General features: G+C 37.8%; 24 protein-coding genes. 1 reads left to right on the plus strand and 23 read right to left on the minus strand.

Translation table 11 applies throughout. The features are described 5' to 3' along the window. Positions 1 to 109: 109 nt before the first annotated feature. Positions 110 to 982, plus strand: a complete 873-nt coding sequence (locus tag F4694_RS07305) for a YitT family protein (RefSeq protein WP_179596377.1) — start codon at positions 110 to 112, stop codon at positions 980 to 982. A gap of 205 nt (positions 983 to 1,187) precedes the next feature. Here F4694_RS07305 and F4694_RS07310 read toward each other — a convergent pair whose 3' ends face one another. The 23 genes from F4694_RS07310 to hbs form a co-directional block, all read right to left on the minus strand. Then, positions 1,188 to 1,868: a zinc metallopeptidase gene (locus F4694_RS07310; RefSeq protein ID WP_179596379.1), complete on the minus strand. Its 681-nt coding sequence runs from the start codon at positions 1,866 to 1,868 to the stop codon at positions 1,188 to 1,190. Between the two features lie 50 nt (positions 1,869 to 1,918). Continuing rightward, positions 1,919 to 2,713 (minus strand): sporulation protein YpjB, encoded by a 795-nt coding sequence (gene ypjB / locus F4694_RS07315; protein ID WP_257029169.1) that lies wholly within the window; start codon positions 2,711 to 2,713, stop codon positions 1,919 to 1,921. A gap of 97 nt (positions 2,714 to 2,810) precedes the next feature. Continuing rightward, positions 2,811 to 3,401 (minus strand): lipoprotein heptaprenylglyceryl N-acetyltransferase LhaT, encoded by a 591-nt coding sequence (lhaT, locus tag F4694_RS07320; RefSeq protein WP_179596381.1) that lies wholly within the window; start codon positions 3,399 to 3,401, stop codon positions 2,811 to 2,813. A 71-nt stretch (positions 3,402 to 3,472) separates the two neighbouring features. Further along, positions 3,473 to 4,246, minus strand: a complete 774-nt coding sequence (locus F4694_RS07325) for a menaquinol-cytochrome c reductase cytochrome b/c subunit (protein ID WP_179596383.1) — start codon at positions 4,244 to 4,246, stop codon at positions 3,473 to 3,475. A 62-nt stretch (positions 4,247 to 4,308) separates the two neighbouring features. Continuing rightward, positions 4,309 to 4,983, minus strand: coding sequence for a menaquinol-cytochrome c reductase cytochrome b subunit (gene qcrB, locus F4694_RS07330; protein WP_179596385.1), 675 nt, complete (start codon positions 4,981 to 4,983; stop codon positions 4,309 to 4,311). 3 nt (positions 4,984 to 4,986) lie between these two features. After that, the gene (locus tag F4694_RS07335) at positions 4,987 to 5,496 is read right to left on the minus strand and encodes a QcrA and Rieske domain-containing protein (RefSeq protein WP_218895561.1); all 510 of its coding nucleotides are present in this window, start codon (positions 5,494 to 5,496) and stop codon (positions 4,987 to 4,989) included. A gap of 140 nt (positions 5,497 to 5,636) precedes the next feature. After that, positions 5,637 to 6,101, minus strand: coding sequence for a YpiF family protein (locus F4694_RS07340; protein ID WP_179596387.1), 465 nt, complete (start codon positions 6,099 to 6,101; stop codon positions 5,637 to 5,639). Positions 6,102 to 6,213: 112 nt separating this feature from the next. Further along, positions 6,214 to 6,780, minus strand: coding sequence for a ReoY family proteolytic degradation factor (locus tag F4694_RS07345; RefSeq protein WP_179596390.1), 567 nt, complete (start codon positions 6,778 to 6,780; stop codon positions 6,214 to 6,216). Positions 6,781 to 6,816: 36 nt separating this feature from the next. Beyond that, a complete protein-coding gene (locus F4694_RS07350; RefSeq protein WP_179596392.1) occupies positions 6,817 to 8,082 on the minus strand; it encodes a tetratricopeptide repeat protein in 1,266 nt (421 codons plus the stop codon). A 30-nt stretch (positions 8,083 to 8,112) separates the two neighbouring features. Beyond that, on the minus strand, positions 8,113 to 9,012 hold the full coding sequence (locus F4694_RS07355) for a hypothetical protein (protein WP_179596394.1): 900 nt from the start codon (positions 9,010 to 9,012) through the stop codon (positions 8,113 to 8,115). 104 nt (positions 9,013 to 9,116) lie between these two features. Beyond that, complete coding sequence (gene aroA, locus F4694_RS07360) at positions 9,117 to 10,406, minus strand: 3-phosphoshikimate 1-carboxyvinyltransferase (RefSeq protein ID WP_179596396.1); 1,290 nt, start codon at positions 10,404 to 10,406, stop codon at positions 9,117 to 9,119. 24 nt (positions 10,407 to 10,430) lie between these two features. Further along, positions 10,431 to 11,540, minus strand: coding sequence for a prephenate dehydrogenase (locus F4694_RS07365; protein ID WP_179596398.1), 1,110 nt, complete (start codon positions 11,538 to 11,540; stop codon positions 10,431 to 10,433). Positions 11,541 to 11,551: 11 nt separating this feature from the next. Further along, a complete protein-coding gene (gene hisC / locus F4694_RS07370; RefSeq protein ID WP_179596400.1) occupies positions 11,552 to 12,664 on the minus strand; it encodes a histidinol-phosphate transaminase in 1,113 nt (370 codons plus the stop codon). 39 nt (positions 12,665 to 12,703) lie between these two features. Then, a complete protein-coding gene (gene aroH, locus F4694_RS07375) occupies positions 12,704 to 13,078 on the minus strand; it encodes a chorismate mutase (protein WP_179596402.1) in 375 nt (124 codons plus the stop codon). 19 nt (positions 13,079 to 13,097) lie between these two features. Beyond that, positions 13,098 to 14,168: a 3-dehydroquinate synthase gene (gene aroB, locus F4694_RS07380; RefSeq protein WP_179596405.1), complete on the minus strand. Its 1,071-nt coding sequence runs from the start codon at positions 14,166 to 14,168 to the stop codon at positions 13,098 to 13,100. Next, positions 14,169 to 15,341, minus strand: a complete 1,173-nt coding sequence (gene aroC, locus F4694_RS07385; protein WP_179597089.1) for a chorismate synthase — start codon at positions 15,339 to 15,341, stop codon at positions 14,169 to 14,171. It abuts the gene before it with no gap. A gap of 241 nt (positions 15,342 to 15,582) precedes the next feature. Beyond that, positions 15,583 to 16,029: a nucleoside-diphosphate kinase gene (gene ndk / locus F4694_RS07390; protein ID WP_179596406.1), complete on the minus strand. Its 447-nt coding sequence runs from the start codon at positions 16,027 to 16,029 to the stop codon at positions 15,583 to 15,585. A 158-nt stretch (positions 16,030 to 16,187) separates the two neighbouring features. Then, on the minus strand, positions 16,188 to 17,150 hold the full coding sequence (gene hepT / locus F4694_RS07395) for a heptaprenyl diphosphate synthase component II (protein WP_179596408.1): 963 nt from the start codon (positions 17,148 to 17,150) through the stop codon (positions 16,188 to 16,190). A 45-nt stretch (positions 17,151 to 17,195) separates the two neighbouring features. Continuing rightward, positions 17,196 to 17,900, minus strand: coding sequence for a demethylmenaquinone methyltransferase (locus F4694_RS07400; protein WP_179596410.1), 705 nt, complete (start codon positions 17,898 to 17,900; stop codon positions 17,196 to 17,198). Between the two features lie 4 nt (positions 17,901 to 17,904). Then, positions 17,905 to 18,726 (minus strand): heptaprenyl diphosphate synthase component 1, encoded by an 822-nt coding sequence (locus F4694_RS07405; RefSeq protein ID WP_308806316.1) that lies wholly within the window; start codon positions 18,724 to 18,726, stop codon positions 17,905 to 17,907. A gap of 170 nt (positions 18,727 to 18,896) precedes the next feature. After that, entirely contained in the window at positions 18,897 to 19,133 is a 237-nt protein-coding gene (gene mtrB, locus F4694_RS07410; protein ID WP_179596414.1) for a trp RNA-binding attenuation protein MtrB, read from the minus strand. 12 nt (positions 19,134 to 19,145) lie between these two features. Then, a complete protein-coding gene (gene folE / locus F4694_RS07415; RefSeq protein ID WP_179596416.1) occupies positions 19,146 to 19,712 on the minus strand; it encodes a GTP cyclohydrolase I FolE in 567 nt (188 codons plus the stop codon). A 264-nt stretch (positions 19,713 to 19,976) separates the two neighbouring features. Beyond that, positions 19,977 to 20,249: a non-specific DNA-binding protein Hbs gene (gene hbs / locus F4694_RS07420; protein ID WP_034676225.1), complete on the minus strand. Its 273-nt coding sequence runs from the start codon at positions 20,247 to 20,249 to the stop codon at positions 19,977 to 19,979. Positions 20,250 to 20,577: the final 328 nt, after the last annotated feature.

A 20,577-nucleotide genomic window follows, 5' to 3' on the forward strand; every position in this document is an offset into this window, starting at 1 on the left:
ATATTTTTATACTAAGTATAAACTTTCCTGCTTAGAATTGCTCTTCTATTGTGAATTCGTTATAATAAAAACCGCTGAATGGGGAAAATTTGGCAGAGGAGGAAAAATCGTGATATTTGGTCTTAAAATGAAAAATGTTTTATTTATTCTAATTGGAACAGCGATTATGTCTTTTGGACTGGTCAATTTTAATATGCAAAATAAACTTGCTGAAGGCGGTTTTACAGGTATAACCCTTCTTCTTTATTTCATGTTTAAATGGGATCCATCTTATACAAACTTAATTTTAAATATCCCTCTCTTTTTCATCGGCTGGAAATTACTTGGAAGGAACGCTTTTATCTATACTATTATTGGGACAGTCGGCCTATCTGTATTTTTGTGGATTTTCCAACGTTATTCTATCAACATGCCTCTAAAGGATGACCTATTACTGGCTGCACTATTTGCCGGTGTGTTTCTTGGAATTGGATTAGGCATTATCTTTCGTTATGGTGGTACAACAGGTGGAGTGGATATCATTGCACGACTTGTCCAGAAATATGCAGGTTGGAGTATAGGAAGGACTATGTTTATCTTTGACATATGTGTGATTGGGGCGTCTGTTCTTACCTATCTGAATTATAAAGAGGCAATGTATACATTAGTCGCAGTATTTATCGGAGCGAGGGTGATTGATTTTATTCAAGAAGGAGCGTATACGGCCAGAGGTGCGATGATTGTCTCTGATAGAAATGATGATATTGCGAAAAAAATTATGGATGAGATGGATCGTGGCGTTACGGTACTTAAGGGTTATGGCTCTTTTACAAAAATAGAACGTGAAGTGTTATATTGTGTCGTAGCTAAAAATGAGATTGTACGTTTGAAAAATTTAATCACCTCTGTTGACCCACATGCTTTTGTTTCGGTCACCGTTGTCCATGATGTACACGGAGAAGGTTTCACCTTAGATGAAAATAAAAAACCTATTGAAATATAGAAAAGCGCAAGTGCCTTGTTCAGGGGCGACAGGCATAAGACGAGCTGGCGAGAAGATTGCTTTTTAACCTTCTTGACGGATTGTCTGAAATGTGGAGGCTTATGCCTTCGTCCCAAGGAGCCGCAACTAGACATGCTTATGACCCCGAGCCCCTAGGCCGCTTGCGCTAGACAGCTAGAAAAGCAATGTCCTTCTGGACATTGCTTTATTCATTACTTCTATTCATTCCCGTAAAAATAAGGACTAGCCTTAATAACTCCAAAACAGCTACAGCAGCCGCTGCTACATATGTTAATGCAGCTGCGTTTAAAACCTTTCTTGCATTCCGCTCTTCTTCATTGCGAATTAATCCTAAAGACACGACTTGGTCCATTGCCCGATTAGAGGCATTAAATTCAACTGGCAACGTAATAACTTGGAAAAGTACGGCCGCTGCCATAAACACAATACCAGCTAACAACAGCCCGCTCATTTGAAAAAATATCCCAATTAGAACAAGTATCCAAGAAAAGTTAGAACCAATATTTGCTACAGGAACTAAAGCATGACGAAAGCGTAAAAATGCATATCGCTGTGCGTCTTGTATTGCATGCCCGCACTCATGCGCTGCGATGGCAGTAGAAGCGATGGAATGACCACGATAATTTTCAGGGGATAACCTTACTGTTTTCGTTCTCGGGTCATAGTGATCACTTAAAAATCCTCTTCCCTCTTCAACTCCAACATTTAACAATCCGTTTGCATTAAGTACGTCTCTTGCTACCTCTGCTCCTGTCCGATAGCTTGTATTCTGTACACGAGAATATTTGACAAAAGTCCCCTTCACTCTAAATTGAGCCCAAAGGGGTACCAACATAACGATAAGAAAGTAAATTAAAAATCCCATTTTGAACCTCCAGTACTTCTAACGGTGTAATCATCTTTGCGAAGTTCAACTTAATCCTTATGAACTCTAGAACGGTTTTTTCGCATATCCTTTTCACCCTGATATTTTCTCCAACCTACATAAGAAAGCGTTAAAATGATTATGCTTCCTGTTGAAATAATCACCCACCAAAGAGATGGGTCTGCTTCATCCTCATCCATGTTTTCAAAAAGATTCTTTAAATCCATTTCAAGTCCTTCTAATTCCTGTTGGCTTTTGACATTATTTACAACCTCAGAGCGATATTCATCAATAAAATTGATACGAGCGTCAATTCTTTGAATATTTTCTGCTGAAACGTCAATTTTCATACTTGGATAAATAACGTTGTATAAGGCCATAAAATTATTGAAATTTGAGTGAAAATGTGCGGTATCGCCTGTACTTGCGGCTTCCTTAGCGTCCTGGAATGCCGTTAAAATTTGATTCTTCATTTCAGTCCATAATGGTTGATGACTAGTAGCAATAGCATCAACGACTAAACGAAACTTCGTAAGTCTTTGGACTCTTTCCTCATATTCCATACTTGGGCTTGCTGCCGCCTCCATTGCCTCGTCATGAGAAACGGTAATGATCCTTAATTCATCCCTTGTAAAAGGATGTTCTTTGTTGGAAATATCAGTAAATTGTTCTGAAAAATAACTCAAAAGTTTTTTTCCATCATCATATCTCTGAAATTTTATCATTTGAAGTGCTTCATCAGAGATATTATCAAGCTTCTCTATCGGCGTGTGCTCATGCGCACTTACCGTCATGGGAGTTAGCATAATGACAATTAAGAATATTAGAACCATTTTATACTTCAAACCTTGTCCCCCCTATCATTACTATTAAAATGTATGAGGGGGTGGACAAGGTTAGACCATCTTTTATCCTATCAAAAAACTATTTTAAATCTAGTTTTTAAATTGTAAGTTTAAAACGATTCGGGCGTATCACTAAATAGTAACCGATTCCTACTGATAACATCGATAGCCAAAAGGTAAAATAACCAATTTGAGGTGTGAATTCATTTAACATATGGTATCTCGGGAGCATGAAAAAAACATAGTCGATGACATCATTGTGAAGTGTCCATATCGACGTTACTATGAGGTGCCACCATTTAAACCGATAAAAGGGAGAATACAATAATGCTTGAACTGCCATGGCAAAATGAGAAAAAATCAACATAACTCCTACCCAATCCAGCTCGCCTTGAACATTGAAAACTAGTAGATTCATGACTACAGCCCAGATGCCATACTTAAACAATGTAACAATCGCAAGGGCTTCAATTAACGGCACGTTCTTTTTTAACAGGAACGCCATGATTACAAAAACAAAAAACAAACTAGCTGTAGGGCTGTCCGGAACAAAAATAAGGAAAATAGAAGGAGTTTCTTTTAATTGCCACCCATACCACACATACCCATAGACTGTTCCTGCAATATTAACGATAAGTAAAAGCCATAAAAATGACCTGTTAGCCAACAGAGGATATAACCATTTCAATACGATTCCTCTTTTCCACTTATTAATAATAAAAGCTGACGAAAATCCGTCAGCTTTTATACAATCATTTATTATTTCCCTAAGTTTGCGATGTATTCAGATAGCTTTTTAAGCTGATCGTCATCACCCTTAAAGACACCTGCAGGCATTGATCCTCTACCTTCTTTTGCAATGGTCGCAATTTCCTCAGCAGAAAGACCTGTTTCTATTAAGGTTGGGGCACCAGCTCCACCTTGGAAGCTGTCTCCATGACAAGTGATACATGTATTTTCGGAAGCAATTTTATATTCTTCAGATGTCTTATCAATTTCAACATCAGCAACAATTTTACCATATTCCTTTGCTGCTTCCCAGTCATGAGTAGAAGCACCTTGCCATGTTAAAAATGTAATTGCAGCCAACGCTAACAGCATAAAAGCAGTTGCTAATGGACGTTTACTTGGACGACGTTCAGGTCCACGATCGATGAACGGTGCTAGTAATAATGCTCCAAATGCTAGTCCTGGGATAACCATTGCTCCAATTACTGTATAAGGTCCTGCTGCGAATTCATACTTTAATAATTGGTATAAGAATAAGAAATACCAGTCTGGCATTGGTACATAACCTGTATCTGATGGATCCGCAATCCTTTCAAGTGGACTCGGATGTGCAACAGTTAAACATAAAAAGCCGACAAGAAATACTGCCCCTACCAACCATTCTTTCAAAAGGAAGTTAGGCCAAAATGCCTCTGTTTTACCAGGGTATTCTGAGTAATCTTTTGGAATATTTTTACTCGTACGGGCCTCAGGTGCCAAAACACGTGAGTCACCTACGAATTTCATTCCTTTACCGCGATGCATCGAACAATCCCCCTCCTTTATTCGTAAATTAAGCTAAAAAAGTATTTGGGTATCAAATAGTATTAAAGTGGTCCTGATATACCCTGTTTACGAATCATCATGAAATGTGCTGCCATTAAAGCAAATAAAGCAGCAGGTAAGAAGAACACGTGAATCGCAAAGAAACGAGTAAGGGTTTGAGCACCAACAATAGTCTCATGACCCGATAGTAGCGTTTTAAGGTAAACACCAATAAACGGAACTGCTTCAATAATTTGAAGCGTAACCTTTGTTGCGAACAACGCTTTCATATCCCAAGGTAGTAAATAACCAGTTAAACCTAAAGCCAGCATGATGAAGAAAATGAGAACTCCAACAATCCAGTTAAGTTCACGTGGTTTTTTGTATGCGCCTTGGAAGAAAACGCGTAATGTATGTAAGAACATCATTACAATAACTAAACTCGCACCCCAGTGGTGCATACCGCGTACGATTTGTCCGAAAGCTACTTCATTTTGAAGGTAGAAAACAGATTCCCACGCGTTTTTAATATCTGGCACATAATACATCGTTAAGAACATACCAGAAAGAATTTGAATAACCGTAACAAAAAACGTTAGACCGCCAAAGCAATAAACGAACGCAGAGAAATGGTGCGCTGGATTTACATGCTCAGGGACTTCATGATCTGCGATATCGCGCCACAAAGGCGTAATATCTAAACGTTCATCTACCCAATCGTAAATTTTGTTTAACAATGATTACGCCTCCTTTGTCCGTGGTTCAGCTTTGCCTAAGTAAAGTAAACCGTCTTTTTCTTGAATTGGATACACATCAAGTGGTGCTAGTGGTGGAGTACCTTTTACGTTTGTTCCATCCTTTGTATACCGCCCAAAGTGACATGGACAGAAGAATTGATCCGGATGGTCTTCACTTGATGCCCAACCAACAGTACAACCTAAGTGTTTACAAACTGGAGATAGGGCAACAATGTTATCCTGTTCATCCTTATAAACCCATGCCGTATTAGTAACGTCTGAAGTATACCAAGCATCCTTTTGCTCAAACGTGAAATCGACTCTTTGTGGTTCTGTAGTGATGTCTTTAATTTTCAATGGAGTTGCAATAAAATCTCCACCTGCTTCGGCCTTTAATACAGGATCAATGGCGAAACGAACCATTGGCATTAACATACCTGCTGCCATAAAACCCCCTACACCTGTCAAAGTATAGCTTAAAAATTGTCTTCTTGATACGCGATGCTTACTCATGCTTATCCCCCCTCTATTCACAAGTTAAGTCCATCGGACATAAATTAAACACATATAAAACTAGGACATAACCATGATATATCAATCTTTATCCTAGGTCAATATCATACTATTTTAAAAACATGTTAATCAGCAAAGAATTACAAATTTTCATGCCACTTTTGCGTAAAAAGGGACTGGAGCTGCTTTACTTGACTTTCAACCATTGAAATCCTTTGTGATTCATTCAAATGCTCCAGCGGCAGAGATGGAAGCCAAATTAATGAACCTTTAAGCTCGTCCTCAAAGTTCTTCCAATCAATCTCAGACGTTATGTAAAATATATGTTTAAACTGTTCTTTATCAATATTCTCTTCCCATTTCTTCAATCCATTTATTATATCCTCATACTGATCACTTTTTAAGTATGTATATGGAGGAACCAACATCAGTCTTCCAGTAAATTGTCTCTCCAGGTAATTCGTTAGTAACGTAATAAATTCTGCGTTTGATGCAGATTGTTTCATTTCATTTCCAAATGAAACAGAATACAATGGGATTACTGCGGTATCCACGTATTCTTTTGCAGTTAAATATATTTCTATATCCTTTGATACCCACTTCATTTATACACACCTCCCTTTTCTTCACCATTAGTTCCATCATATCATTTTTTTTTATAAAACATAAAAGGAAAAGAGAGAAAAAATTCAGTAAACAAACAAAATGGAAGCTTGCTTATCGCAAGCTTCCATTTTGTTCTGCTTCTTTAAGTTGATTTAGCTTTTCTGTTAAGGCACGAAAGGCTGTTTTATCCTGCTTATCAAGGGCTTCATCAATTAATTGAAGCAGCTTCTCGCGTTGAAAACGTTCAATGCTGTTTTGCAAAAATTGTTCTGCAATGATTCCGTCTTTTTCATTTACTTGAAGGTGTTTCGGAACAAATGGGTTTTCCTCTAATACAGCAGCGTATTGGTGCGCTTGATTCGATGCATGAAAGTTTAATTGAATAAAAATATCTTCATCACGATTTAAGCGAATATCATGAAAGGATTTTTCAGCATCAGTTGTCATAACATTCTCTTTATAAAAGCGAAATGGTACCTTATCAACGCAGTGAGTGGACATAATTAAACCACGCGGACAATACTGTGCTTGCTCTACAAAATGGACCTTCTCCATTAATTGGTCGTGACTCATTAAATAATTAAGAATCCAAACACACTCTCTTCGTTTTAATTGATAATGATTTAAAAACCAGCGAATAAAGTCCTTTTTCTCGTTGACAGAAACAGGGGTTGCCATATGATAGTTTCCCTCCTCTGTATATTCAGCTTTTTATTAGTTCTCTCTACTAATTAGACGGTCAAGCAAATCAGCATACTCTCCATTTGTTGGATCACCTTTTTGTAACTGTTTAAAAATTTCGGCAGCAAGGTCGATTTTTCCTTCCTCAATTAAAAAATAACCATAATCGTTCAAAAATGCTTCATTATTCTTAAAAAAAGTATATGCAATTTTATATTTGTCTAATGCATCGGAATATTCCTCTAACTTATCGTATGCTAATGCTGCATCCCATAAGAGCTGGGGTTCCTCATCTTCTATGAAGTCAAGCTGTGAAATCAAATCGATTACGGCTTCATACCTCTCTTGCTGAAAGAAGAGCTTATTTAAAGTTAATGCTGCTTCAGTAAATCCTGGGTCTAATGCAAGTGCCTCACGGAAGTATCGTTCGGCAAGCTCCGGTTGTGCGAGCTTAATGGCAATCTTGCCGCCAAAGAAAAATAAATCCTTATTAAATTCATCCTGCTTAATTCCTTCTTGTATTACCTTTAAGCTATTTTCAAGTTCTTCTTCCCGTTCATATGCTTTTGCAAGATGTAGATATAGGGAATGGTATTCTGGGTCCAGCCCTTTTAATTCCTCGAACTTTTCAATGGCAGTCCGATTATATCCTGCTTGAAGTGCTGTAAAGGCATAACCAAATAGTGTATTAATCTCTAATTTCTGATCAATAGCCTTGTCATAATAGAATAGAGCTTCTTCAAATTCTCCAGAGGCACTTAAAAGCTCCGCCATTCGTTGGTAAATACTTACTCCTGCAATCTCTTGCTGCTCCTTTAACACAGCCTCATATGATTTCAGAGCCTTCGTTACTTCACCTTGGTCACTATAGAGCTCACCAAGAGCAAAATCAATGATAACCTCATCTGGCAATAAATCCTTTGCTTGCAGCAGTTTTCTTTCACATACTTCATATAAACCTTGAACTTGATATAAATCTGCTAACAGCAAGAGAGATTGTCCAAAGCTGGGGTCATGTTCAGAGATCTTTTCTAATTCAAGAATTGCTTGTTCCTCATCGCCTGCATCGACTAATATTTCGCCGAGTAAGACGAGCAGTTCACCCTCTTCAGGATAAATGGTTAATAGGTTTTCAACCAGTGCCTTTGATTCAGCTAAAAATCCAAATTGGAACATTTCTTCAGCAAGAAGGAATTTTTCATCGGGCTGACCTTTGGTTAATACAACATTATATTCATTTATGGCCTCATTATGTTGGCCGTTTTCCAACATTGTAATAATTTTATTCACTCTGTCCATTATCTCTTTCCTCTCGGTTCCCTTAATTAACTATAACGCAAAATAAGATGGGATTCGCACCCTAACATATTCTCCATATCCAGGTTTAAATAAAACCTCTTCTCCTGCACGAACTACTTTTCCCTTATTGACTGTAACTAGAAGTCTATCACTATGATAATGAAATAATTCAACTTCATCAACATTGATGATTTCTCTAGCTTTAAGGTATAGATTATAGCTTACTTCTGCTCCATGCAATAAACTTGCCTTTTGCGGATATAAACCGAGCTTATTTAGTACTGGAACGGACAATGGCTGATTCTCTTTCAATTCGTCAAGGATGGCAGGAATTTTTTCATTTTCCATTATATCCTTCCATTTCGACAAAGCCCTTCTTGCATCCTTCTTGAAATGATTGGAAATTAATGGAACAATTGGACAGTTATAAGGAAAAAGTGCCTCTCTAATCCACCCCCATGGAATGTTGGTTAGTTCATCAAGGTCCCCTACATCGATAAAAATGGCAGGAATTTTTTCTTTCTTACATTTTCTGATAAATGATGGAGTTAAAAGACGCAGTGGAATATTTACACCAATGAGAAAATCGATAGGACTGCTAATGAGAGCCGTTTTCGTTTCTTTTATCTTTTCTGCTAATTCATTTTCGTATGTTATTGAACTGTAGGTAAGTAATGTGGTACATCCTTTCAAAAGAAAGTTTTCAACCATGTATTTTCGAAATTCCTGAAAGGAAGTGTTAAGAGGTACTCTTGTGTCTAAAAGTACATAAGATGGGGTCATGATATATGATTCTGCATTCATTTTTATAAGTTTATTATGATGTATATGTTCTTTCTTTGCTGCAATATGATTTCCCTCAATCAGCAGTGATGATTTTGTAAGTTTCGTCTCCTTTAAGATATTAGCATTTTCAATGATATAACCCATCCTACCACCCTTTTCACAGCTTTCCTTCTTAAGACAAGCTATGAGTCCATCTTTAAAACTATGACAGGAAAATATAGACTTAAAAAAGCTGCGCGAAGGCAGCTTTAGTTTTTTAGGCTATTTAGATGATTAAAGAAATTCGGATAAGAAACTGAGATGGCCTCGGGATCTTCTAGCTCTACTTGGTCCTTACAAATTAAGGAGGCAATTGCAAGCATCATTCCAATTCTATGGTCACCATGACTGGATACTTTCCCACCTCTTAGGGCAGTACCGCCATGAATAATCATTCCATCATCAGTTGCTTCTATGGAAGCACCCAGCTTTGTTAATTCTCGAACGACGGTATCAATTCGGTTTGTTTCTTTGACTTTAAGCTCCGATGCATCTTTAATGATTGTTGTTCCTTCAGCTTGTGTCGCTAATAAGGCAATGATTGGAATTTCATCAATTAATCTCGGAATAACATCCCCCTCAACAACAGTACCTCTTAGCCTTGAAGTTTTAATGGTAATATCACCAGCTGGTTCAAAGGAATTTTCATCATTGTTATGAATTTCTAAATTAGCTCCCATTTGATTCATGATCTCAATGATTCCCGTTCTAGTCGGATTTAGACCCACATTTTTTAAGAGAATTTCACTACCTTCCACAATTGCACCTGCAACAAGGAAAAACGCTGCAGACGAAATATCTCCAGGTACAAGAATGTCAGAAGCAATAAGCTTTTGACCTCCTTTTACTGTAATTTTTCGATTATCCTTCCCGACTTCCCCGCCAAATTTACGAATCATTCTTTCTGTATGATCACGTGATTCAGCTTTTTCAATTATAGTCGTTTCTCCCTCAGCTTGAAGGCCAGCAAGGATTAAAGCGGATTTTACCTGAGCACTTGCTACTGGCATGTTATAGTTAATAGGATTTAATTTTCCACCACGAATACTAAGTGGAGTAAATTCTCCATTTTTTCTGCCGTCAATCTTCGCCCCCATCGTTCTTAAAGGCTCCGTTACCCTAGTCATCGGTCTTTTTCCAATTGACTGATCACCAATTAGTGATGAGAAGAATGGTCTTCCCGCTAAAATTCCTAATAATAGTCGAATGGTTGTTCCGGAATTTCCAACATCCAATAGTTCATTAGGTTCTTGTAAACCATCAAATCCATTCCCGTAAATCGTTAGACCTTCTTCATTTTCTTCAATTACGACTCCTAACTTTCGGAAACAAGAAATGGTACTTAAACAATCATCGCCCGGCAGGAAGTTTGTTACCCTTGTTACACCTTGGGCAATAGAACCAAACATAACAGAACGATGTGAAATTGATTTATCTCCAGGTATTTCTATACTGCCCTTTAAACCATTCAATGTTGGCTGTAATGCTATTAATTCCATTTCATCACCTATATTCAAATCAAATTATGTTCCAATCGAGGTAGCATAGCTAGAACAGGTATGAATACATCTTTCTGCCCGCCTGCGGTCCTCTTCGGTTTGAAAACTAATGACAAGTACTCCATAAATTTCGTCTTCTCTAGTTTCTAGTATGCGGATGTTTGTAATACTAATATTTTCTTTTGCTAAGTAACCTGTAACCTCTGAAATAACACCTGGATAATCTGGAACGTCGACAAATAAATCGTAAAATGCAGGAATAGCTCCCTTTTCTCTAACCGGGAGACCATCTCGGTACTGCTTTGCCTGCTGAAAATAGCTCAAAATCCCCTCACTATTTTCTTGCTCAAGCAACACCTTTACCCAATCCATTTCTTCCTTCCATTTATCGATTAACTCGATCAAAACCTCACGATTATGCAGTAATATATCCTTCCACATTTCCGGGCTGCTCGAAGCAATTCTAGTAATATCTCTAAACCCTCCTGCAGCTAAACGTGGAATGAGACTTTCACCTTCCGCTAACCTTTCTGTTTGGCGGACAATCGATGCCGCAATGATATGTGGAAAATGACTAACAATTCCCGTTAAATAATCATGGTTATCAGGAGTCACAGTTAAAAATTTTGCATTTGTACCTTTGAGCCATTCCTTTAATCTTTCCACCTTTGATTTTTCAATATGATCCTCTGGGGTAAATAGATAAAAGGCATTTTCAAATAGAATCTCTTTTGCGGCAGATACACCACTTTTATGGGAACCAGCCATCGGATGCCCCCCAATAAAGGTGTATCCTTTTTTCTTTAAGCATGCTGCATTAGTAACAATTTTACTTTTTGTACTTCCGGTGTCCGTAATAATTACGTCTGGATTTAACGATTCCTCTGATAATAATTGAATAATCGTTTCCGTCTCGATTACTGGTGCGGAAATAATAATTAAATCAGCGGTTTTAGCACCTTCAACGATATCGTCAGCTACTTCATCAATAACACCTAGCATTTTTCCAAGTCTAGCTTGTTCTGGATGAATATCATAGCCCATTATGATAGCATCTTTATGTTCTTTCTTAATACATAAAGCTAAAGAACCGCCAATTAATCCAAGCCCAATAACAAAAACTCGGCCTTTCATTGGTAGTCCCCCTAGTTTTTACTGAGCTTCTCTGTATTTTGTTTAGTCAAGAATTCTCCTAATGCATTTAGTACACCTTCATTTTGGTCAGAAGAGCCAACTGTGATTCTTAAAGAAGTAGGGAATCCTAAAGCTTTACCGGATCTAACGATATAGCCATTTTCTAATAAATATTGAAACCCTTGATTGGCATCGGCCTTGATATCTATTAAAACAAAATTAGTTTGAGAAGGGTAATAGCTCAGACTGTGTCGTTCGCAGAATTCATAGAATTGAGTCAAACCTTGTCTGTTTTTCTCTTTACAATTTTGGACAAACTCTTGATCTTCAAGTGCAGCTTGTGCAGCCACCTGGCCAAATGAATTAACATTAAAAGGTTCTCTTGCAGGTTCCAAAGCTTGAATAATGGAGCGATTTGCAACACCATAGCCAACCCTTAGAGAGGCAAGACCGTAAATTTTTGAGAAAGTTCGTAATACAATTAAATTTGAATAAGTCCGTGTTAATTCAATTGAGTTATAATAATCATCTGCAAATACGTATTCATAGTAAGCTTCATCCAACACCACTAAAACATGTGCTGGTACTTTATCTAAAAATGAAATTAAATTGTTTTTTGAGACGTATGTACCAGTCGGATTATTAGGACTGCAAACCCAGACAACATTGGTATGATCATCAATCGCTGCATACATTTTTTCTAAATCGTGCTGACCATCAAGTAATGGGATTTCCCTAATCTCTGCTCCCTCTATCACTGCGTTATGTTTATATTGAGAGAAGGAAGGTGTAGCCATCACAGTATTTGCACCCGGGTGGAGCAATGACCTTGAGATGATTTGAATAATATTATCTGACCCATTACCAAATATCAGTTCGTCTTGGTTGACCTTTAAAAAGGAAGCTACTGATTCCCTTAAGGTGGTCGCATACCCATCTGGATAAATAGCAAAGCCTGGCTGCTGACTTTGCAGGGCAGAATGCACTTTACTTGAACATCCAAATGGATTTTCATTCGATGCAAGTTTTATAATCTGGCCTAATTTGTACTGTTTCTTAACTGACTCAATTGATTTTCCCGGCTGATATGGAGTCAGTGTTAATAACTGCTTTTTCCATCTCATTTATTTCCACTCCATCCTTTTGATGATTTATTATAGCTTTTACTTAGTCAGGGTATTGCCTAAATCAGGGCGTAAAACCTTAGCCCCTCCTAAATAAACATGAACAATCTCTTCCTGTGGTACATCCGTATTTACATGCAGCATGACTCTTACACATAAAGGCAGAGCATTTGGTACTGCCAATTCTCTCATACACATAACCGGTACGTAGGTCCAGCCAGGAAATTTACGCAGTGCTCTTGCAGGGAAAGCTGCGTTTAGGTCATCCGTAGTTGAAATAAAAACAGAAGCAACCTGTTCTGGAAGGATATTGTTTCCTTCAATTACTTGTTTTAAAAGCTCTTCTGTTGCTGATATGATTACTTCTTCGGAATTGCAATCAACGGTGATTGCACCCCTCACCCCTCTAATCATGAAAAGCTCCCCCTTGTTTTTACAGATTCTTGATACGTGCTAATAAAAATTCATCCGAAAGCTCTTGAAGTTTTGGCTGCCCAATTTGCTCTAATAAGACAAATTTTACTAATCCACCGGATGACTTTTTATCTTGCTTCATTTTTAACAGCAAACGCTCAGGCGAAAGTTGCGCTGGTATCTCTGTTTGATACCCAAGTCCTTGAACCCATGAAATAAATTCATCCGTTTTAAAGGACAGCCCTGAAACCTCATTGCTAAGCTTTAAAGCGAAAATCATTCCAATCATTACTGCTTCACCGTGTGTGAAATTACCGTAACCCATTTCTGATTCAATCGCATGTCCAAGTGTATGGCCAAAATTTAAGAAAGCACGGATTCCCGTCTCTTTTTCATCCTTAGACACAAATTCATTTTTGATTTGAATCCCTTTTGTAAGTGATTCAAATAATTGTTCAGAGGTTAATGCATTTAGATGATGGATTTCTGTCTTTAACCATTGATAAAAGTCTGCATCATAAATGAGGGCATGTTTAATAACCTCTGCAAAACCAGAACGAATTTCTTGCTCAGGGAGCGTATTGAGCAGTTCAAGGTCATAAAAGACGGCCTCTGGCTGATGGAAAGCCCCAATCATATTTTTTCCTAGAGGATGATTAATGGCCACTTTTCCGCCAACTGCACTATCATGAGCAAGGATGGTAGTGGGAACTTGGATAAATGGTATTCCCCTCATAAAAGATGCTGCAACAAAACCTGATAAGTCCCCTACTGCACCACCACCAAGTGCGAGAATAACAGATTTACGGTCCAGTCGGTTTTCTAATGCCATAGATAAGGCTTCATAGTATACCTCGAATGTTTTTGCCTTCTCACCACTAGGAGCAGTAAAAATAACCGGTTTCCATTCAGACAAGAGCGGTATTAGTTTATCCAGATGTATTTTCGCAACTGTTTCATCTGTAATAATTAGTATTCTAGTCACATTTGCAAAATGATTATTCAAAAAATTGCTGATTTCAGTTCTTACACCTTCGCCAACAAACACTTTATAGCTTTTGGAGCTCGTTTGAATTTGAATCGTCTCCATTTAAAATTCCCTCGCGTATTCACGCTGACGCTTAATTTCGGCTGCGAATGTATCGAAGCGATCACTATTAAATTGTTCTATGAGAGAATTAGCAAGTTCCCATGCAACAACATTTTCTGCCACTACTGCTGCTGCAGGAACAGCACAGCTGTCTGAACGTTCAACACTTGCCGAAAATGGCTCCTTTGAATCGATATCAACGCTCATAAGAGGCTTATAAAGGGTTGGAATTGGCTTCATAACTCCGCGCACGACAATTGGCATCCCCGTAGTCATACCGCCTTCAAAACCGCCTAGACGATTTGTCTTGCGAGTATAACCATTTTCTTGATCCCAAATGATCTCATCATGTACTTCACTTCCTGGCTTTCTCGCTGCCTCAAAGCCGATGCCAAACTCTACTCCTTTGAATGCATTGATACTCACAATCGCTGCTGCCAGCTTTGAGTCTAATTTTCTATCATACTGCACATAGCTGCCTACCCCAGCAGGCATACCTGCTGCGATTACTTCAACAACGCCGCCGATTGAATCTCCATTCTTCTTAGCATTGTCTATTGCATCCATCATGGCCTGTTCTACTTCTGGGTCTGCACAGCGTACAGGTGAGAGCTCTGTTCTTTGTTTTAATTCTTCCATCGATAAACTAGAGTCAGCACTTGCCTTTATACCGCCAATCTCAACGACATGAGAAACGAGTGTAACGCCGACTAAAGCTAAAAGCTGCTTCGCAACAGCACCTGCTGCTACTCTTACAGTTGTTTCCCGGGCAGATGAACGCTCTAGGACATTTCTCATATCCCTATGCCCGTATTTTATTGCTCCATTCAAATCTGCATGTCCAGGTCTTGGCCGGGTTATTTTACGTTTTACTTCATCCTCTTGTCCCTCTTCTAATGGATCTGCTCCCATAATTTTTGTCCAATGCTTCCAGTCATTGTTCTTAACTACTAGAGCAATCGGAGATCCAAGTGTTTGTCCATGTCGAACTCCTGATAAAATTTCGACAGTATCTTTTTCGATCTGCATTCTTCTGCCGCGGCCATACCCCTGCTGCCGCCTTGCAAGCTCAGTATTTATATCTTCAGCTACTAATGGCATTCCTGCTGGAAGTCCCTCTAGTATTGTCGTTAATTGTGGGCCGTGTGATTCTCCAGCTGTTAAATATCTCATTCCCATTACACTTTCCCCCTTCAACTCATTAAAGGATTTTTATAAATATACCATAAACAGACTAATAAACCTAGTATAATTATCTGAAAATAGCATAAATTGCTTGATGATTATTTATCTAATGATAATAATAGAAACTCTATTTGTACACTATTGTTTCTAAAATATTTTTATTTTTTCAAATGTATACGCATACAAAAAGGCACCTGTATAAGCTATACAAGTGCCTCTTATATCTAACTTAGTAAATCCATTCGTTAACTAGTTTTGAGTATTCTACAACTCCGCCATCTTTAAAAAACAATCCAATTTCACGCTCTGCACTTGCAGGTGAATCCGAACCGTGAATAACATTCTTACCAACAGTTAAGCCGAAATCGCCGCGGATTGTTCCTGGTGCTGCATCTTTAGGATTAGTAGAGCCCATCATTTGACGTGCAGTAGCAATCACATTTTCACCTTGCCAAACCATAGCAAAAACAGGACCAGAGGTAATGAAGTCGACTAATTCACCAAAGAATGGACGTTCTTTATGCTCACCATAGTGCTCCTCGGCAAGTTCAGTCGGGATGCTCATTAATTTAGCGCCAACTAATTGGAAGCCCTTCTTTTCAAATCGAGCAACGATTTCTCCGATTAAATTACGCTGTACACCATCAGGCTTCACCATTAAAAATGTTTTTTCCATGAATTCCACTCCTAATATAGTATGTATAATAATTGCCATAGTGGGACAATCCATGAAGATGTTATCATTTTTTCGAATATTTCGCAAGTCGAAAGCGCCTTCATTCTGCCGAAAATGCAAATAAAAAGAGAGAAAACAAATGTTTTACTCTCTTTTCACTAATATTTACGCCGTCCAATAAATTTTGCGATATCCCGTAGTGTTTTTTTGGCTTTATTAGTCGGAAGATCTTCCAGCACCCTCAGTGCCTTATCTAGATACATATCACTTAATGCGATAGACTTTTCAATTGCACCAGACTCTTTAATAAGTGTGATAATCCTTTGTATTTGAACTGGTTCGATATTCTGATGAACCTTTTCAATTTCGTGTCGAATTGTTTCGTTTTCCATTGCATAAAGAACAGGCACCGTAATATTTCCTTGAAGCAAATCACTGCCTGCAGGCTTACCAAGCTCCTCTTCGGAAGAGGTAAAATCCAAAATGTCGTCTGTAATTTGGAATGCCATTCCGACATAATAACCAAATAGATACAGTTTTTTATGAATCGACTCATCCACATCTGCAGCAATCGCACCCAACTGACAACTTGCGGAAATTAGCAACGCTGTTTTTCTTTTGATTCTTCGTAAATAGTCCCTGAGATTTTGATCAAAACGATACTTATCTTTTATTTGTTGAATCTCCCCAACCGTTACTTCAACAATCGTATTAGCTAATATCTTATGAGCTAAAGGCTTATTAATATCACTCATCAACTCAAGCGAAAGTGCAAAGATAAAATCGCCCGTATACATCGCCGTTTTGTTGTCCCATTTTGCCTTAACAGTAGGCTGCCCTCTTCGTAAATCCGCATCGTCAATTACATCATCATGAACAAGGGAAGCCATATGAATGAGTTCTAGAGCAACTGCAACGTTTTTCATCACATTAATATCGTAGCGTCCAAACTTACCCGCCAATAAAACAAAAACAGGCCGAATTCTTTTCCCTCCTGCCTGCAAGGTGTGCAAAGAAGCCCGTTTCAAAAGAAGAGAATCCGCTTGGATGGTCTCTTCCAACCTTTTTTCAATTGTATTAATATCTGAATTCAAAAATGAATACATCATCTTTAATTTCATTTGTATTCACCAGCTTTTCGTCCTGTTTACAAATCTAAAAAAGAATTACTTCTTATTTCCAATATGAACCGCCGCTGCCCCGCCGCTATATGGTTTATAAAACACATCTTTAAATCCGGCAGTCACAAACATTCGAGCTAATTCTTTCATACCTGGAAAACTACGTGCGGATTCGTTGAGCCACGCATATTCCTGATAACTCTTAGCAAATAACTTACCAAACAACGGCATGATAAATTTGAAATAAAAATAATAAAGCTGTTTATAACCAATTAAGGTAGGCTGGGAGGTTTCAAGGCAAACTGCAATCCCTCCTGGCTTTAATACGCGATTCATTTCTTTTAAAACCTGAAGGTAATCAGGTACATTTCTTAAACCAAACCCAATCGTTACATAATCAAAGCTATTATCAGGGAAAGGGAGTTCCATAGCGTTTCCATGTATTAAATTAACTTGTTTTAAGCCTAGTTTTTTTACCTTTTCAACCCCAACATTTAGCATATTTTGACTAAAGTCCAGTCCAGTAACTTCACCGGCAGGACCCACAGCTTCAGCTAAAGCAATCGTCCAGTCTCCTGTTCCACAACATACATCCAGCGCTTTCGAACCTGGCTTGACATTCATTCTTTTCATTGTATCCTTACGCCATTTGATGTGCTGTTGAAAACTAATAACCGAGTTCATTTTATCGTAGTTATCGGATATTTTCTCAAAGACCTTATGAACACGTTGTTCCTTAGATTGCTGCATATGCTTACCCTTCTTCCACTAAAGTTTTCGCAATTGGTTGATGTTCATTAATGATCGAAGTAATTCTAGCTTCAAGCATATCATTTAAATATGGTAGCTGATTCATTCCTTTTGAGAGGAATTGTTTTGAAGAATCTAGGTAACGATCACAAATTACAAGCAAATCACTCTGTTGTTTATCTGACAGATTTTCTATCGAGCGATGTGTTTTTGCTATGGTCAATTCTTTCAACGTCTTGAAAACTAAACTGCTATCAGCCTCCATAAAAAGCCTTTTTTCATGAAGTAAACGCTTGAAAAAGAATAGATTAGCAATAAACTCATTCCACAAGTCCACTTTAAAACATTCGGAGAATTTGACGAGTAAAGAGCTTTCAATTTTCTTTATACTAGTCATTAAGTTTTCGATTCCATTTAGTTCTCTTTGATAGATCGAAATTTTATGTTCATTAATTTCTTTTATTCCTTTTGAGAGTTCTTTAATCATGCTGATATCTTCGGACTCTGCTAATAATTTATAATATAAGCCGCTATAATAATCCCCAGCTAGAACCGTTAATTGTCTATTTTTCTCATCTACTGAAGCGTTAGATATATGCTCATGGGTATCAAGGGCAATTTGAATAAGCATAGTTGTCAGCGCGTAATTTTTCATCTCATTGTAAGACAATTCGAGTCGATCCATAATGGACACGAGAATAAGCAGCTTATCTTCATCAATTACTGGCTTTTCAATATATTTTAGCAAGTAAGGATGAAATACTTTGTGCTCAACTTGCTCCTTAATGTCTGTAAACTTTTGTCGAATGTCTGGCAATTTAATCACCCTTGCTTCCCCGAAATTATATATTTATGACAATCCTTTGTTAAAACAAGGCAGTGACAATTATATCATAAAAGCTTATGTATGGGCAGAAATTCACAAAATAAATACATTTCCGCCGTAATGAAAGAACAATGATTAATATCAAAACCCGCTAAATAACATATTTAAGGCTATTTCTTCATTTCACTTTCCATTTCCCCAAAATGAGTCATTATTTTTGCATTTCCCCTGATTTTAATAGCTGATGTATGTTCTGTAAACTGAGCGATTAATACTTCACCTTTATCAAGCTTTTCGGAATGATGGAATTTTGTATCTGTTCCTCTTGTCAAACCTATCACATTAACCCCATCATCAATTGCTTTTATTACAACAAAGTCACTATTTTGTGGTTGTCTTTTTTCCATAGTATCACCCCATTAATTCTTAATTAACGATAGTATTTCAGATCTAGCGATGGTATCATTTGCAAGATTACCTCGAACTGCTGTTGTTACTGTTTTTGAACCAGGTTTTTTTACCCCGCGCATTGTCATACACATATGTTCCGCTTCAACAACCACCATTACTCCATGAGGGTCTAATTTTTCCATCATACTATCAGCAATGGTAGAGGTAATTCTCTCTTGCAGCTGAGGTCTCTTTGCAACAGCTTCCACTGCCCTTGCTAATTTACTTAATCCTGTTACGCGGCCGCCTTTAGGAATATATGCTACATGTGCTTTTCCAAAGAACGGTACAAGATGATGTTCACACATGGAATAGAATGGGATGTCCTTAACCAGAACTAACTCTTCATGATCTTCACTAAATATGGTTTCGAAATGTTTTTTCGGATCTTCCTTCAGACCACTGAAAACCTCTTCATACATTTTTGCTACTCGTTTCGGCGTATCAAGAAGACCTTCTCTCGTCGGATCTTCGCCTATCGCCGTTAATATTAAACGCACCGCTTCCTCAATCTGCGTGCGATTCACTTCAGTCATGCTTATTCCCCCTACTATGTATCAAACAAGTATATATGACAAATACATATTAGCACAACCGTGGTTAAAGAGAAAAGTTCAAGCGGCTTGACCAGGGGCGACAGGCATAAGACGAACCCTGCAAGAAGGCATTTTTTGCCTTCTTCAGGGTGCGGCTTATGACCCGAGCCCCTAGACGCTGGAACTAGACAAGTTCAAAGTTCATAGAAAAAAGGTCATGGAGTGTTACCATGACCTTTTTGCCGAAGCAATAAATTTATGTAATTATTTTACTGCATCTTTAAGCGCTTTACCTGGTTTGAAAGCAGGAACTTTGCTTGCACCAATTTCGATTTCCTCACCAGTTTGAGGATTACGTCCTTTACGTGCTGCACGTTCGCGTACTTCGAAGTTACCAAAACCGATTAATTGGACTTTATCACCATTTTTCAAAGCATCTAGAATTGAATCAAAAACAGCATCAACTGCTTTTGTAGCGTCTTTCTTAGAAAGTTCGCTTGCTTCTGCAACTGCGTTAATTAGTTCTGTCTTGTTCATGCTATTCACCTCCTCCCAATAATATAAGTTAAGAATCGTAAATAAGATTACCTATCTACATTTCTAAACAATTTTTCTTATTTCTATACGTCATAGCGCGGTTTTATTGGCAAAGTAATTAAAAATTACTGTTTTTGATCATTTAATCTACTTTTTAATAAAAGCCTTATTATGTAAAGGTTTTAGCACTAGACGTGAGTCTGTTAAAAGATTATCACAATCATTTACGCTTATCAAGAATATTTCATGAAATAATGGTAATCTTTTCTTCATTTCTACAAATTTCTCCTTTTTTTGACTAACCAGGTTGTTGTTTTTTGTAAAAATA

The sequence above is a fragment of the Neobacillus driksii genome, assembly GCF_013409995.1.
Taxonomy (GTDB): Bacteria; Bacillota; Bacilli; order Bacillales; family Cytobacillaceae; genus Neobacillus; species Neobacillus driksii.

What these genes read in the sequence shown, in the direction of transcription:
- F4694_RS07340 (WP_179596387.1), bottom strand. Translation starts at nt 6,101, where the DNA reads ATGAAGTGGGTATCAAAGGATATAGAAATATATTTAACTGCAAAAGAA.
- F4694_RS07345 (WP_179596390.1), bottom strand. Translation starts at nt 6,780, where the DNA reads ATGGCAACCCCTGTTTCTGTCAACGAGAAAAAGGACTTTATTCGCTGG.
- ndk (WP_179596406.1), bottom strand. Translation starts at nt 16,029, where the DNA reads ATGGAAAAAACATTTTTAATGGTGAAGCCTGATGGTGTACAGCGTAAT.
- F4694_RS07325 (WP_179596383.1), bottom strand. Translation starts at nt 4,246, where the DNA reads ATGCATCGCGGTAAAGGAATGAAATTCGTAGGTGACTCACGTGTTTTG.
- hepT (WP_179596408.1), bottom strand. Translation starts at nt 17,150, where the DNA reads ATGAAATTAAAGATGATGTATTCATTTTTGAATTCAGATATTAATACA.
- aroB (WP_179596405.1), bottom strand. Translation starts at nt 14,168, where the DNA reads ATGGAGACGATTCAAATTCAAACGAGCTCCAAAAGCTATAAAGTGTTT.
- F4694_RS07400 (WP_179596410.1), bottom strand. Translation starts at nt 17,900, where the DNA reads ATGCAGCAATCTAAGGAACAACGTGTTCATAAGGTCTTTGAGAAAATA.
- mtrB (WP_179596414.1), bottom strand. Translation starts at nt 19,133, where the DNA reads ATGGAAAAAAGACAACCACAAAATAGTGACTTTGTTGTAATAAAAGCA.
- F4694_RS07310 (WP_179596379.1), bottom strand. Translation starts at nt 1,868, where the DNA reads ATGGGATTTTTAATTTACTTTCTTATCGTTATGTTGGTACCCCTTTGG.
- aroA (WP_179596396.1), bottom strand. Translation starts at nt 10,406, where the DNA reads ATGGAATTAATAGCATTACAGCCAACATTGAATGGTTTAAAGGGCAGT.
- F4694_RS07365 (WP_179596398.1), bottom strand. Translation starts at nt 11,540, where the DNA reads ATGAAAGGCCGAGTTTTTGTTATTGGGCTTGGATTAATTGGCGGTTCT.
- hbs (WP_034676225.1), bottom strand. Translation starts at nt 20,249, where the DNA reads ATGAACAAGACAGAACTAATTAACGCAGTTGCAGAAGCAAGCGAACTT.
- F4694_RS07355 (WP_179596394.1), bottom strand. Translation starts at nt 9,012, where the DNA reads ATGGGTTATATCATTGAAAATGCTAATATCTTAAAGGAGACGAAACTT.
- folE (WP_179596416.1), bottom strand. Translation starts at nt 19,712, where the DNA reads ATGACTGAAGTGAATCGCACGCAGATTGAGGAAGCGGTGCGTTTAATA.
- hisC (WP_179596400.1), bottom strand. Translation starts at nt 12,664, where the DNA reads ATGAGATGGAAAAAGCAGTTATTAACACTGACTCCATATCAGCCGGGA.
- aroH (WP_179596402.1), bottom strand. Translation starts at nt 13,078, where the DNA reads ATGATTAGAGGGGTGAGGGGTGCAATCACCGTTGATTGCAATTCCGAA.
- F4694_RS07335 (WP_218895561.1), bottom strand. Translation starts at nt 5,496, where the DNA reads ATGAGTAAGCATCGCGTATCAAGAAGACAATTTTTAAGCTATACTTTG.
- F4694_RS07350 (WP_179596392.1), bottom strand. Translation starts at nt 8,082, where the DNA reads ATGGACAGAGTGAATAAAATTATTACAATGTTGGAAAACGGCCAACAT.
- aroC (WP_179597089.1), bottom strand. Translation starts at nt 15,341, where the DNA reads ATGAGATATTTAACAGCTGGAGAATCACACGGCCCACAATTAACGACA.